Here is a 14786-nt window from a genome sequence, read left to right on the forward strand (position 1 = left end):
CAAAGTCACTTTTCCCTTGACAAAGTAGCCCCAGGTACGCGTAGACCACATCCGGGTGAGTGACCGTGGGTTGATGTACACCGGGAAGCGAGGAACGAGTCAAGCGCTTGGCAATCTGGGTATGGGAAAGGAGCAAGCCAATGAGGGCAAGACCGGAATGAGCGGTCAGCATCTCCACGGACTGATCCAGTTGAAAACGTACGGGTTTCATCAATGGCACCTCCGGGGTGAGTTAAAGAAATACGGGAATTCTTCCCTTTTTCCTTATTTTACTTTACCGGCGGCTCATTTTCTAACTTTTCTATGATTTCATTTCACGGATTCAGGTCTGTATGAAACTTTGTCTTGACCGCCGAAAAATAAACTATGTATACTATGAATTGACAAAAGGAATTTAATATATTTACATTTGTTCACTTTTATGTCGCCATTCTATCAACAAGATTTAAAGGGAGAGTGAATTTTTTTGAGATTCCAAATGAAAGCGGCTTCATTTCTCGTGACCGGCGCCTTGGGGATGCTGTTCTCGGCATCGGCCTTTGCCGCACCGCTTCAACCGGTGGAGCACAATGAATGGATGCAGCAGAAGCATATCATTGCAGGCTATGAGCAAGGGGATCTGCGGCTCGAGCGGCCCGTTTCGTTGGGGGAAGCTATCGCGCTGATTGCGAGAGGCACCGGGGCGTCCATTCCGGAGCGCAGCGGCTATTGGGCGCAGGGCTATCTGGACTGGGCGGCCGGACAGGGCGCGATTACGGAGCAGGAAAGCGCCAATGACAGACAGGCGCCTTCCGCCGAACGCCTTGCCGAGATTGCGCAGAAGCTGGGCGTTGCGCTTGAACTGCCCGCCGGCAGCTCCGTGACCCGCGAGCAGTTCACGGAAGCATTGGGAGCCGCGCTGACGGAGCATATTACGATCGCCCATACGAATGATGTGCACGGCCACATTCAGGAGGATCAGAAGGGCAAGGAGTTCGGTTACGCCAAAATCGCGACGCTCGTCAAGGAATGGGAGAAGGAGAACAAGAACTTCCTCCTGATGGATGCGGGAGATACGTTCCAGGGCACGATCTATACGAACCAGTTCAAGGGAGAATCGATTCTTCCGATTCTCAATGCGCTCGGCTACACCGCGATGGCGGCCGGGAACCACGAATTTGACTTCGGCTACGAGCAGCTGCTGAAGCTTCGCGATCAGCTCAAGTATCCGATGATTAGCGCCAACGTCTTCAAGGCGGACGGCACCAACCTGCTCGTGCCGACGTTCACGACCGAGGTGGGCGGAGAGACGTTCGCCTTCATCGGCTTCGTCGCGGAAGAAACGCCAATCGTGACGCATCCGAACAATGTGAAAGGGCTGACCTTCAAAGATCCGGTTGATATCGCCAAAGAACTGGTACCGGAAATGAAGAAGGAAGCGGATCATGTCATTATCGTCTCCCATATCGGCGTGGACAAAGACCGGGAGATCGCGAAGAACGTCTCGGGCATCGACCTTATCATTGGCGGCCACTCCCATACGCCGATTCATACGCCGGAAGTTGTGAACGGGACGTATATCGTACAGGACTGGGAGTACGGCAAATCATTGGGCCGCGTCGATCTGTTCTATTACAACAAGGAGCTTGTCGGATTCAGCGGCGGATTGGTCGAGTATGACGAGAGCGTGAAGGCCGATCCGGAGATCGAGAAACTCGTGCAGGAGGTCGTGGCCAAGGTCGAGGAATCGATGAAGGCCGTCATCGGCAAGACGGAGGTCGATCTGGACGGCGAGCGGACGCAGGTCCGGGCGAAGGAGACCAATCTGGGCAACTTCATTGCCGATGCGCTGATCGCAAAGACGAAAACGATCAAGGGCTATGAAGCCGATGTGGCGCTGGTCAACGGCGGGGGCATCCGCGCCAGCAAGCAGGCGGGAGAGATGACGAAGAAGGATCTCTACTCCATTCTTCCGTTCCCGAATACGCTGACTATCGTCGAGGCGACCGGGGCCGATCTGAAGGCGGCGCTGGAGGTATCGGTCAGAGGAGCGGAGAACACCGACGATCTGCCGGGCTCCTTCCTTCAAGTAGGCGGCATGTCCTTCGTTTATGATGTGAAGAAGCCGGCTGGCGAACGAGTCACCGAGGTGAAGGTGGGCGGGCAGCCGCTCGATCCGGAGAAGACGTACAAGGTCGCGACGAATGACTTCATTACGTCCGGCGGGGACGGATACTCGATGCTGAAGAAGGATCGGGTGCTGGATACCGGCTATACCTTCTATGAAATCGTAGAAGAATACTTGGTGAACAATAAGGTGATTCATCCAAAGGTAGAGAACCGCATTGTGAGAGTCAACTAATTCAGGGAGCAGGCGGTCCCTTTCATTTCTCGCCTGCCGCGTGACAATTAAACAGGCTGAGCGTGCTGCGACGAGCGCTCCCCAAGGATTGTGCAGGGGGGCGCTTGTTCTCGTTCTGCATGTCCGGGGAATGTCATCCGCCATCCGGGAATGCCAAATGATAAGATGCGGCGACAATGTTATAATAGGAGTTATAGACCGTTTTTCCTATATTCGACATTGGATAGATGGGTGGCTTGGGATGGATCAAGAGAAAATCAAAAAAATGATTGATGCTGCGAAAATGTATTATTTCAAGGATTGCAGCCAGCAGGATATCGCGGACAAGCTTGGCGTCTCCCGGCCTACCGTCTCCCGATTTCTGCAGCAGGCGCGGGAGGACGGATTGGTGCAGATCCGTATTCTGGATCCGTCCGAGGATACGCATCGGCTTGCCTGCCAGTTGAAGGACAAATACCGCTTGAAAAAGGCGATTGTCGTCCCGGTGCCGCACTATGAAGAGGACCTGATCGGAGAGTATTTGGCCGAGGATGCCTCTCGCTATCTGGATGAGCTGGTCACCGATGGAGATACGATTGCATTGGCTTGGGGAGAGACGATTTATCAGGTAGCGAAAAAACTGAACCATAAGCATGTAAGCAATGTCAATGTCGTGCAGTGGCAAGGCGGCGTTAGCCATTCCGAAGCAAATACGTACAGCTGCGAGATTATGCAGCTTTTTGGCAGCGCCTATCATACGCCTCCTTATTTCCTGCCGCTCCCCGTCATCGTGGATCACCCGCTGGTGAAGCAGGCGATAGAGTCTGAGCGCCATATGCGCGCCGTTCTGGACATGGGAGAACAGGCGAATATCGCTCTGTACAGCGTAGGCGTCCCTGTGCCGAATTCTCCGGTTTTACCGGTGCAATACTTTACCGAAGAAGAGGCGAAGGAATTGGCAAGCCGGGCATGCGGGGAGATTGGCGCCCGGTTCTATGATGCCGATGGCCGGATCTGTCTGCCTGAACTGGATGCGCGGACGATCGGGATCTCGCTCGATTCGCTCGCCCGGAAGGAGCATTCCATCCTTGTGGCTGGAGGTGCGGGCAAGGTGGAGGCCATATTTGGCGCGCTTCAAGCAGGGTATGCGAACGTGCTCATTACCGATCAGTTCACGGCCAAATCTCTTGCCGATATGGAGCAGGATCAGCTTCATCGGGAGGGGCCTTCCTCTTCCTTCCCTCTCTCTAGCATTCCTCTGTACTGAGCAGGCGGTTATTTCATAATGGGGAGGATATGACAGATATGAGCGTACACATTGGCGCTCCGCAAGGCGAGATCGCCGAGGCGATTCTGCTGCCCGGCGATCCGATACGGGCCCGGTTTATTGCGGATACTTTTTTGGAAGAGGCGCATTGCTATAACGCGGTGCGCGGCATGCTCGGCTATACGGGGAATTACAAAGGGAAGCGGGTCTCCGTTCAAGGCACGGGAATGGGGGTGCCATCCATCTCGATATACGCGCATGAGCTGATCCACGAATACGGCGTCAAGCATATGATCCGCGTCGGCACCTGCGGGGCGATTCAGCAAAACGTAGGGCTGCGGGACATCGTGATCGCGATGAGCGCTTCCACGAGCTCGGCGGTGAATCAGCGCCGCTTCCGGGGCATTGACTTCGCGCCGACGGCTGACTTCCGCTTCCTGAAGCAGGCCTATGATCTGTCCTGTGAAAAAAAGCTGCCCGTCAAGGTCGGCAACGTGATGACGACCGATACATTCTACATGGAGGATCGCGACGAAATTCAGCTGTGGGCCGACTATCAGATTCTGGCGCTGGAAATGGAGACGGCGGCGCTGTATACGCTCGCTGCCCGGCATCAGGTCAACGCGCTGTCGATCTTGACCGTGTCGAACCATGTGCTGACAGGCGAGATGACGACCGCCGAGGAGCGCGAGAGCACATTCACCGAGATGATTGAGCTCGCCCTGGATCTGGCGGTAGCGCAGAAGTAAGGGAACACCGAATTATGAAGTCATGGAGTCGAATGATGAATTATCGCTAAAAACGACAGAGATGTCGTTTTTTTCTTTTAGAGGCAGAAGGACTGCTGGTGCTGCATGAATAGGGGGGCGCGTCTCTTATGAGCATTCTCCCCACCGCTCAGAAGCTATGATTTTCATCGGGGCTAGTCCAATTTCTTTATGCTATTGATTCAGGAACCTCCGGGAATGAAGATGATGCGCGGCAAGTTGATTCTGACCGGATGGGAGAGTGCTGAGAAGGAGCGGCCAGGGATGGTTCTGACCGGATGGGAGAGTGCTGAGAAGGAGCAGACAGGGTTGGTTCTGACCAGATGGGAGAGTGCTGAAAAGGAGCGGCCAGGCCGATTCTACTGGATGGGAGGATGACAGTAAGAGCAGCCAAAGACAGAGCGGCCTCGCGGATTGTACGCCCTCGTATTGCAAATCGCAGGGGCAGAGTATAAAATAAAATTTATTATTGGAGCAAAACTTTGAAATAAAATTTTAAAGATGAGTAGGGAAAAGTGATGTCAATCCACGACAATATTTTAATTAAGATTCGCGACATGAAGGACAGCTTGACGCCGGTAGAAAGGACAGTCGCCGAGTATGTGCTGAACAATCTGGAGGAGATTCCGCATCTCTCCATCAAGAGTCTGGCACAGTTGACGAAGACGAGTGACGCGTCCGTTCTTCGTTTTTGCAAGACGATGGGCTATTCCGGGTACCGCAGCTTTATTGTCAGTATTTCCGCCTCGCTTGGCTCTATTGAGGATGAGCAAAAAGATCAGTATACGGATATTCAGCCCGGGGATGATCTGGATACGATCATCTCGAATATTTCCCGCAATAACAGCAAGTCTATCGAGGATACGCTTTGCGTGATTGATAGAAAAGAAGTCGAGCGCGCGGTGAAGGCGCTGAGGGAGAGCCGGCGGATCGTGTTTTTTGGCATCGGCGCTTCCGGTCTGGTCGGGATCGATGCGGAACAGAAGTTCTCGCGCATCAACAAGATATGCCATGCGTACACCGACGGCCACAGCCAGTTGACCGCGGCGACGCTGCTGGAGAAGAACGACGTGGCGATTTTTATCTCGAACTCCGGCCATACGGCCGATATTCTCGATGCGCTGGATATCGCCAAAAAGAACGGCGCCTGCATCATTGCGATTACGAAGTATACGAAAAGCCCGTTGGCGGAAAACGCTCATATCGTGCTTAGCATTTCCACCCCCGAGATTACGTTCCGCAGCGGCGCCATGGGCTCGCGGATTGCCATGCTGACGGTGATCGATATTTTGTTCGCCGGGGTGGCCAGCGCGGAATACAAGCATGTGAAGAAATATTTGACGAAGACGCATAACATACTGGCTAGCAAGCATCGTTAAGGTTGGGGCGGCTTACCCGTCAGACATCGGCTCGCGCCCGATGTCTTTTTTTGTTGAATCGAAGAAAATAAAACAACAACAATTTATTTTATAATAAAATTTTATTTCAAAAACTGTTGACCACAGTTGTCTTTAGGGCTAAGATGGCAGTATAAGCAAGTTACACACACAGGATAGGAGGATGGCTATGGATGAGTATCTAGCGGGTCTAACGACGGAAGCGATCAATCCGGAGACAGCGGCCATTGATGAGTGTACGACCGAGCAGATGCTCCGCCTCATGAACGAGCAGGATGCGCAAGTTCCGCAGGCGGTGGCGGCCGAAATTCCGCAAATCGTGAAAGCGGTTAATTCACTTCATCAAGTGCTTAAACATGGGGGAAGGATGTTCTACGTCGGTGCTGGATCTTCAGGGAGAATGGGCGTCCTCGACGCGTCGGAATGTCCGCCCACGTTCGGAACCGACCCTGAGCTGGTGCAAGGACATATCGCCGGGGGAGATACTGCGCTGAGATGGGCCGTAGAAGGCTATGAAGATAATGCGGAGGAGGGGGTTGCATTAATCGAGAATTGCGGCGTGACGGACAAGGATGCGGTTGTCGGCATTACGGCGAGCGGAAGCGCGCGATTTGTCATCGCAGCCTTGAAGAAGGCGCGGGAGATCGGGGCGGCGACCATCGGCGTCGTCAATAACAAGCAATCCTTGCTGGAGAGCGTCTGCGATATCTGCATTTCACCCGTTGTAGGACCGGAAGTCATTATGGGATCGACCCGATTGAAAGCGGGTACAGCACAGAAGCTGGTTCTGAACATGCTTACCACTTGTACGATGGTGAAGCTGGGCAAGACGTATAACAACTTAATGGTCGATTTGAAAGCGAGCAACATCAAGCTGCGGGATCGATCCGTGCGCATCATACAGGCAGCTACGGGCGTTGATCCGGACACTGCCGCCGCGTATTTAGAAAGCGCTTCCATGAGCTGCAAGCTGGCCATCATGATGATTAAGACCGGCTTGGATGCGGCCGCGGCAGAGCAGGCGCTGGAACAATGCGAGGGCAGCTTGAAGAAAGCGATCGGGATGTTTACAAAAGTGGTCTAATTCATTTGATAACCTGAGGGGGCTTATATCAATGAGGAAATTGCGAGTATTGGCATCCATTTTGGCATTAACCTTGGCTTTATCCTCTTTAACGGCATGCGGAAGCTCGAAGAATGATGCGAATTCGCCAGGTACAGGCGCTAACGGTGAAAACGGTGCAAAAGATACGATAACCGCGTTGCTCCCGCCGGTGTCTGGCAATTTCCAAGATAACTTCAAGCAAATGGAGAAGGAATTCAATGAATTGTATCCGGACCTGACGTTGAAGATCGAGCCGGCAAGCTGGGAAGACATGACGCAGAAGCTGGATACGCAAGTGAACGCGGGCAGCCCGCCGGATATCGCGTTCATCGGTTCGGCCGGAATTCCGAAATATATTCAGCAAGGCATGCTGATGGATATTAGCGATATTGCCACGCCGGAAATGATTGCCGATTACGATGAAATTCCATTGGAATATATGAAGAGCGGCGACGGATTATACGGCTTCCCGGCGTACATGGAGGTTCACGCGCTGGGCGGCAACCGGGAGTTCCTGGAGCAAGCCGGCATTGATTGGAAGAAGGTGCAGAAGGAAGGGTGGACGTTCGAGCAATTCCGTGAAGACGTGAAAAAAGGCGTCGTGAAGGATGGCGACAAAACGACCCGTTACGGATTCGTCTTTGCGACGGCGGGCGTAGCCTCCAAGGACTACTTGGCGATTCTGCTCAAAAATGCGGGCATGCCAGCGGCGTTCGACAAAGATCTGAAATATGCGTACACGAGCAAAAACTTCCTGGAAGTGCTGAAAGCGATTCGCGTGCTCATTGACGACGGTTCCATGCCGAAAGAGCTTAGCTCGGTCGATGCGGGGAAACGCTGGAATATGTTCCTGACAGGTCAAACGATGATTACAGGCAAAGGTCTGGCCACTTTCGAAAATAACGCGAACCAGAATAACGAAAAGATCGAGAAGAAAGACGGCAGTGAAGTCAAAGGCAGCATCCCGGTCGATTATATCGTCTTGCCGGTTCCTACGTTCCTGGGCGAGAAGCAGCAGGCCAGCGTCGCGGTTGACGGTTATGTGACCTTCCGCGGCAAGCAGGAGCCGACGCCTGAACATAAGGCCAATGTCGTCAAAGCGGCTTATTTCTTGGCCAGCGGCAAGGTAGCGGCCACGACGAACAACGATCTCTTCGCGGCGCATATTACGAAGTCCGGAAGAAAAGCGGCCGAAAGCATGCCGATTGAAAGAAACGAGTTCAATAAAGAGGCTGTAGAAACGCTGCTCAAGCAAGCGACGCCGGCACGTCCGGATATTCCGACGGACCTGGGCGCGAAGGCGATTAAGCTCGAGGACGAAGTGATTATTCCGAAGCTTCAGGCCTTGATTGCCAACGAGATTTCGCCGGAACAAATGTATGATGCGGTGAAATCGGCCGCCGTCGCCGCATTCGGCGAAGACGGGGTTGTCAAAGACTAGACAGAGCAGACATTCGGATAGCCGCATGGAACCGCGTGCGGCTATCCGAAAATCATTGCATCACTGCGTACTGAAAGGGGTTTCACATTATGGCCCAATTAACGAAGCCGCTGAAGAAGCGGAAAATTAGAGGAGACTCGGGCTGGGGATATGCGTTTATCGCCGTAGCCCTGGTTGTATTCGCCGTATTTACGGCTTATCCGGTTGTCAGCGCCTTTATTATCAGCTTCCAGGATTATAAGCCGCTAGGTTCTACGTTTGTCGGTTTTGATAATTATATCAATTCCTTCAAGGATCCGCTGTTTTGGAAATCGATCGTCAATACGGCCGTATATACGGTGTTGACGGTTCCCGTGGCCTTGATTATCTCTTTTGTCGTGGCCATTCTTATTTTGCCGTTGAATAAGAAGCTGCAGACGACGTTCAAGGCCGTGTACTATTTGCCGGCCGTTGCGTCCGGGGTGGCGATGTCCGTCGTATGGCTGTGGATCTTCGATCCGATGGAAGCGGGGATTTTGAACCAACTGCTTGGACTGTTCGGCATCGGCAATTTGAACTGGCTCGGATCCAGCTCGACGTCGATGTTCTCTCTCGTCCTGATGTCCTGGCTGGCCAGCCACGGCACGGCCATTATTATTTACTTGGCGGCGCTGCTCGGCATTGACGACAGTTATTATGAGGCAGCGGAATTGGATGGGGCATCTTTTCTGAAGAAGCTGTGGTATATCGTCATTCCTTTTTTGAAGCCAACGACATTGTTCTTGCTCGTAACCGGTGTTATCGGTTCCTTCCAGGTGTTCCAGAACGCCTATCTGATGACGGGCGGCGGCCCGGACAATTCAACGACGATGGTTGGATTGCTTATTTTCAACAACGCGTTTAAGTACTTTGAATTCGGCAAAGCCGCGGCGCAATCTTTGGTGCTGGCCGCCATTATCGCGATCATTTCGTTCATTCAATTTAAATTTATGGGCAAAGACGTGGAATATTAAGGGGAAGGGGAGAAGCCGATAATGTCACTCTATCATTCACATAATGGAAATGTGGCAGTCAAATATATTAGAAATGCTGTCATCATTACCGTACTTTTGCTTTTTGCTTTGGCCACGATCTTCCCTATCTATTTTATGATTATTTCTTCCTTCGGGGATCCTGTCGAAGCCGGTGCGATGAGCTATTCGCTTTTTCCGACCAAGTTCAGTCTGGAATCATACAAGTTCTTTTTCGAATATAGCGAGCATTCCTTTCGCTGGCTGTTAAATTCCTTGTTTGTGGCAAGTGTGGTGACGGTGTCGAACGTGTTTTTTGCGAGCATGGCCGGATACGCCTTCTCCAAAATTAAATTCAAGGGCAGAACGGCGCTGTTCACCCTGCTGTTAATAGCGATGATGATTCCGTATCAGGTAACGCAAGTGCCATTGTACATTTTGATCGTCAACATTTTTCAAATCCAAAATACGTACAGTGCCTTAATCATGCCTGGTCTCGTTACCGTATATAATATTTTCCTTGCGAAGCAGTTCATGAGCAGCATTCCGACCGAGGTGCTGGAATGCGCGAAGATCGAGGGCTGCAACCAGTTCCAGGTCTATTTCAAGATCATCCTGCCGCTGTCGAAAACGGTCTTGGCCGTCATGGCGATTCTCACCTTCATGGATAGCTGGAACACCTTCTTCTGGCCATTCCTGGTCACGAATACGATGGATATGCAGACGATTCAGGTAGGTCTTAAAAACTTCCGCTTCGCCAACACGACATACTTTGCGCCGATGATGGCGGGCGCTACGATCTCCGCGCTGCCGATGTTCATTCTCTTCTTCAGCCTGCAGAAGTATTTCCTGAAGGGAGTAACGGTAGGCGCGGTCAAAGGATAATCGGAGGTGCTGCCTAATATGCTGGCAACCTGGGATCGGAAATATAGCGGCGACGTGATTGCGCTATGGAATGAAGAAGCCGTAAGAGACGGGTACAAGGAGCTGACGGAGGCAAGCTTTGAAGCTATCTTTTTGTCGAATGCCCGCTTCGACCCGGAAAATGCGTTTGTGCTGCTGGAAGACGGCCGGGTCATCGGATTCGCGTGCGGATGCACGGGCCGGGATCTGCCTCTCGGGGAGGCCTCCGGCTATATTACATGCATCGTGCTTTCCCGCGATCGCGGCAGCGAGGAGAACTATAAGGTGATGCTGGAGGCGGTGGAGCGCCGCTTTCAAGCGTTGGGGAAGAAGCAGGCGGAGGTCTTGTTTTTCAATCCGATGATGCTGCCCTGGTATATCCCGGATACGCCGAAGCATGAGCATAACAATGCGCCCGGCGTGCCGATAGGCAGCGCGCTTCATCAATTTTTGCTGCGGCAAGGGTATATTGAGCGCGCGATCGAATGCGCCATGTATATGCCGCTCGCCGGGTTCGCCATCCCCGAAGACATCCGGGCCAAGGAGGAGCGGGCCGCCTCCGAAGGCTATACGGTCGAATTGTTCGACCCCGGTCAGCATAGCGGCCTGGAGGAGATGCTGCGGGGATTGAACAATCCGCTCTGGGAGCGGGAGATCGGCCGGGCGGCTGCGGATGGCGTGCCGTTCGTCGTCGCCGCGCATGAGGGGAAGGCCGCCGGCTTCGCGGGCCCGGTCATTCGGCAGGAGAACGGGCGCGGCTACTTCGCGGGCATCGGCGTTCATCCCGAGCATGAAGGGCATGGCTTGGGAACGGTGTTGTTTTTCAAGCTGTGCGAGGCGTTCCGAAGCATCGGAACGGAGTATATGTCGCTCTACACCGGAAGCGCGAATCCGGCGCTTCGCATTTATGAGAAGGCGGGCTTTCGCACGGTCAAACATTTCGCTGTCATGAGAAAGGAGCTTGTCTAATGAGCGAGCAAAAGATGACGATTCTGGCTATTGGCGGTCATGTGGGGGATATGGAGCTGACCGCGGGCGGCGTGTTGGCAAGCCATTCGTTGAAGGGGGATCGCATCGTCACCTTGGCGCTGACCGCAGGGGAGCGCGGGGTCCCGGCAGGCAGGGATATGGCGGAATATCGCGAGCAGAAGGTGAACGAGGCGAAGGCGTTCGCGGAGATGCTGGGCGGCGAGGCGATCGTGTTCGATACGCCGGACGGCGAGCTGCAGGACAATGAAGAGAATCGCCTCAAGGTGTGCGATGTCATCCGCCGGGTGCGCCCGAATATTATCATTACGCATTTCAAGAACAGCATGCACAAGGATCATATGACGACGCACCGCATTGTCAATGACGCGCGCTTTTTCGCCGGCTTGCCGTCGTTCGAGCGGGAGCTGCCCGCCTTCTTCGCTTCCAAGCTCTATTATGCGGAGAACTGGGAGGACGCGGTGGACTACAAGCCTTACGTCTACGTTGACTTTTCGCAAGAGGCTTATGATTTGTGGGTGAAGGCGGTGTCGCTGCATTGGTTCGTTACGGGGAGCGCCTCGTTCCCTTACCTGGAGTACTATAAGCATCTGGCCCGGGTGCGCGGCATCGAGGCAAGGAAGGAATACGCGGAAACGTTCATGATTCCGGAAGAAAGCATGCGCCTGCGCCAGTCCGAATTGTAAGGGCGGATGCGCGCATGAAGAGGAGGCTGCTATGATCCGCAACGGGATTGATTGTATCGGGGAGTACGCGCATCTGTTTCAAGGGAAGCGCATCGGGCTCATTACGGCGCCGACCGGCTTGACGAAGGACTTCGTCTCGACGATTCAAATTATGCACGAGAAATTCAATCTGGCCGCGCTGTTCTCGCCGGAGCACGGCGTGCGCGGCGATCAGGCGGCGGGGGCCCAGGTGGAGACGTATGTGGACCCGCATACGCAGGTGCCCGTGTACAGTTTGTACCGCAAAGACTCCAAGCGCTTGAGCCTGGAGATGCTGGATGAAGTCGATATGGTCGTGTACGATATTCAGGATGTCGGGGTCCGGTATTACACCTTCATTTACACGATGCTGTACGCCCTGGAGGATTGCGCGAAGGCGGGCAAGGAGTTCGTCGTGCTGGACCGGATCAATCCGCTCGACGGCGTGACGGTGGAAGGGAATCTATTGAAGCCGGGCTATCACTCCTTCGTCGGGAATTATCCGCTCTGCGTCCGCTACGGCCTGACGGCAGGCGAGGTGGCGGCAATGGCGAACGAGCAGATGAAGTGGAACGGTCGGCTGCATATTGTGCGCTGCGAAGGCTGGGATCGGACGATGCAGTTCCCTGACGCCGGGCTTCCGTGGGTGATGCCGTCCCTGGGGCTGCCGCGGTTCGACTCGGCATTGCTGTATGCGGGGACGTGCCTGTTCGAAGGGACCAACATTTCGGAAGGGAGAGGCACGACGGCTCCGTTCGAGATCATCGGCGCGCCGTTCATCGAAGCGGAGAAGCTGGCCGGGGAGATGAACCGGATGAAGCTGCCGGGAGTCGTCTTCCGTCCGGTCTATTTCAAGCCTTCGTTCTCGAAGTTCCGGGATGAGCAATGCGGCGGGGTGCAGCTTCATGTGCTCGATCGCCGCGCGCTGCGGCCGCTGGAAACGGGCGTTCAACTGTTGTACGCCATCAAGCGCAATTATGAGCAGTTTTCCTTTTTGCCTCCGGTGAAGGAAAATTCGCGCCCGTTCATTGATCTGTTAGGCGGGGACAGCATCTACCGCGCGGAGCCGGCGGACGTTCCGGCGATGTTGGAGCGGTTCCGTGAGGAAAGCCGGGAATTCGCGGACATGAAGCGGCAGTATCATTTATACCCATAGGGGGGAACGGCCGTCCCATTGGGGGAACGCGCACCGTTCGTGCCCCCGCGCGGAGCTTAAGGCAGAAGAAGGATGTGAGCTTACGTTGAACTATGTGGCAGGGGTGGACGGCGGCGGCACGAAGACAGCCGTCACTATTGCGGATATGAAGGGGACGGCAGTGCATACGTTCACGTCCGGGGCGATCAACTACAACGGACAGGACGAGGCGAGCGTACGAAGCAGCCTGCAGGATATATTCGCGACGATTGCGAGGGTATGCGGAGGGCTGGAGCGCTGCGTGCAGGTCTGTATCGGCGCGGCGGGGGTCAGCAATCCGACGGTCATTCCCCGCCTGGAAGCGAGCGTTCGCGAATGCGGATATGAAGGCGGCTTGACCATTACGGGCGATCAAGAAACGGCGCTGTGCGGCGCGCACGGCAAGGCCGTCGGCGTCATCCTCATCGCGGGAACGGGATCGATCTGCTATGGGCAAAATGAAGCGGGCCAGTCTCATCGCGCGGGCGGCTGCGGCCATCTGATCGATGATGAAGGCAGCGGCTACAGCGTTGGCCGCGAGCTGCTGTCGGCGGTCGTGCGCGCGCATGACGGCCGCATTCCCGCAACGCCCATTACGGAGATGGTGTATCGGCAGCTGCAGATAGAATCGATTCAGCAGCTTATCCGCTTCGTGTATGATCAGCGCACGAACAAAAAGGATATCGCGGCCCTAGCCCCGATTTTGTCGCAGGCCTGCGCGCTTGGGGACAAGACGGCGCTCTCCATCGCGGACAAGTCCGCCCGCTCTCTGTGCGAGCTTGTCGTTCCGGTCGTGGAGAAGCTGGGTCTGCAAGCGGGCACGGTGGCGATGGCCGGCAGCGTGCTGCTGAAGAACAGCGAGATTCGGAACGGCTTGACCGCTTTGCTCGGAGAGCGGTACCCCGGGATGCGATGCATCGCCGCCGGGAAGGATGCGGCCTATGGCGCGGTGCTGCTGGCATTAGGGAAGCTGGCTGCGGGATGAAGCGGAAGCAATGTTCGGAACGGGGCAAGCCCACAGAAAGAGTGCGAATGCGGAAGGCGGTTCGCGCTCTTTTTTTGCGTTCTCGGGAAGCGGCTGAGCACGCGGGCTTATAGAGAGGGAGCGTCTTTGGAAGGGAAGGCTGAGAGGGTCCGCTTGTGTCGGAAAAATGAACAATCGAGCCTAAATTTACAGAATTGTGAACGTTTTTAGCTTTGTTAACGGTAACGTTCGGATTTTGGAGAATAAACCGAATGGGATATATTGACAGTGATGATATCCTGTGGTTACATATCCTTAGAAATAGTTTAAACGCTAAAATTTAAAATATCTAAAATCGATTAAACCCAAGCAGGGAGCGGCTTGGCATCGAATCTTGCGTTCTTTTTTAAAAGTCCGGTGAATTAGTGCAGTTGTAGCCGTCTGATGGACATGCAAAACGAGTAAAACAACTCAGCCAGCGCTGAAATGAGTAGGCGTGACAACGCCTCTGTCATCACGGATTTCGTTTTTTGGCATGCCGACATACCAGTTCGAGATCGCTTTTTCCCAAACCGGCATAGTCTTTTCAGATTTTGAACGATCGCCGTCAGTAGCGCCTGTTCTTGCATGCAGTCGAGTCCGCGGCTCCGTGCACGATCCATGCCATGCGCAACTTTGCTTTCAGCAAACACATGCTCACAGCGGGTTCGTAACTTTTGCAGATGACGGTAAGAACCCGTTAGCTGAATCCGTTTAGCTCTGTTTCGG

General features: G+C 54.2%; 14 protein-coding genes and 1 pseudogene. 13 read left to right on the forward strand and 2 right to left on the reverse strand.

What is annotated here, in order from left to right:
* Window positions 1-211: pseudogene (locus ABD76_RS15295) on the reverse strand (IS1380 family transposase); the annotation flags it as partial.
* 267 nt (window positions 212-478) lie between these two features.
* Between ABD76_RS15295 and ABD76_RS15300 the strand changes: the two are divergent.
* The 13 genes from ABD76_RS15300 (at window position 479) to ABD76_RS15360 (ending at window position 14039) form a co-directional block, all read left to right on the forward strand.
* On the forward strand, window positions 479-2341 hold the full coding sequence (locus ABD76_RS15300) for a bifunctional metallophosphatase/5'-nucleotidase (protein WP_197258139.1): 1863 nt from the start codon (window positions 479-481) through the stop codon (window positions 2339-2341).
* Window positions 2342-2582: 241 nt separating this feature from the next.
* On the forward strand, window positions 2583-3587 hold the full coding sequence (locus tag ABD76_RS15305) for a sugar-binding transcriptional regulator (protein WP_197258128.1): 1005 nt from the start codon (window positions 2583-2585) through the stop codon (window positions 3585-3587).
* A gap of 38 nt (window positions 3588-3625) precedes the next feature.
* Window positions 3626-4336: a purine-nucleoside phosphorylase gene (gene deoD / locus ABD76_RS15310; RefSeq protein WP_197258129.1), complete on the forward strand. Its 711-nt coding sequence runs from the start codon at window positions 3626-3628 to the stop codon at window positions 4334-4336.
* A gap of 216 nt (window positions 4337-4552) precedes the next feature.
* Window positions 4553-4732, forward strand: a complete 180-nt coding sequence (locus ABD76_RS15315) for a hypothetical protein (RefSeq protein ID WP_197258130.1) — start codon at window positions 4553-4555, stop codon at window positions 4730-4732.
* 140 nt (window positions 4733-4872) lie between these two features.
* A complete protein-coding gene (locus tag ABD76_RS15320; RefSeq protein WP_197258140.1) occupies window positions 4873-5733 on the forward strand; it encodes a MurR/RpiR family transcriptional regulator in 861 nt (286 codons plus the stop codon).
* A 187-nt stretch (window positions 5734-5920) separates the two neighbouring features.
* Window positions 5921-6835, forward strand: a complete 915-nt coding sequence (gene murQ / locus ABD76_RS15325; protein WP_197258131.1) for an N-acetylmuramic acid 6-phosphate etherase — start codon at window positions 5921-5923, stop codon at window positions 6833-6835.
* 31 nt (window positions 6836-6866) lie between these two features.
* Window positions 6867-8297: an ABC transporter substrate-binding protein gene (locus ABD76_RS15330; RefSeq protein WP_197258132.1), complete on the forward strand. Its 1431-nt coding sequence runs from the start codon at window positions 6867-6869 to the stop codon at window positions 8295-8297.
* Window positions 8298-8386: 89 nt separating this feature from the next.
* Window positions 8387-9289, forward strand: coding sequence for a carbohydrate ABC transporter permease (locus ABD76_RS15335; RefSeq protein WP_197258133.1), 903 nt, complete (start codon window positions 8387-8389; stop codon window positions 9287-9289).
* Window positions 9290-9310: 21 nt separating this feature from the next.
* Window positions 9311-10171 (forward strand): carbohydrate ABC transporter permease, encoded by an 861-nt coding sequence (locus ABD76_RS15340; protein WP_197258134.1) that lies wholly within the window; start codon window positions 9311-9313, stop codon window positions 10169-10171.
* Window positions 10172-10189: 18 nt separating this feature from the next.
* Complete coding sequence (locus ABD76_RS15345; RefSeq protein ID WP_197258135.1) at window positions 10190-11158, forward strand: GNAT family N-acetyltransferase; 969 nt, start codon at window positions 10190-10192, stop codon at window positions 11156-11158.
* Complete coding sequence (locus tag ABD76_RS15350) at window positions 11158-11862, forward strand: PIG-L deacetylase family protein (RefSeq protein WP_197258136.1); 705 nt, start codon at window positions 11158-11160, stop codon at window positions 11860-11862. Before ABD76_RS15345 ends, ABD76_RS15350 begins: the two co-directional genes overlap by 1 nt.
* Window positions 11863-11893: 31 nt before the next feature.
* Complete coding sequence (locus tag ABD76_RS15355; protein WP_197258137.1) at window positions 11894-13036, forward strand: exo-beta-N-acetylmuramidase NamZ family protein; 1143 nt, start codon at window positions 11894-11896, stop codon at window positions 13034-13036.
* An 85-nt stretch (window positions 13037-13121) separates the two neighbouring features.
* The gene (locus ABD76_RS15360) at window positions 13122-14039 is read left to right on the forward strand and encodes an N-acetylglucosamine kinase (RefSeq protein WP_197258138.1); all 918 of its coding nucleotides are present in this window, start codon (window positions 13122-13124) and stop codon (window positions 14037-14039) included.
* 401 nt (window positions 14040-14440) lie between these two features.
* On the opposite strand, the gene ABD76_RS15365 is transcribed toward ABD76_RS15360, so the two are convergent.
* Window positions 14441-14786, reverse strand: a 346-nt coding sequence (locus ABD76_RS15365) for a transposase (RefSeq protein ID WP_197253583.1), incomplete at its 5' end; no start/stop codon positions are given.

The sequence above is a fragment of the Paenibacillus dendritiformis genome (assembly GCF_015845845.1).
GTDB classification, from domain to species: Bacteria; Bacillota; Bacilli; order Paenibacillales; family Paenibacillaceae; genus Paenibacillus_B; species Paenibacillus_B dendritiformis_C.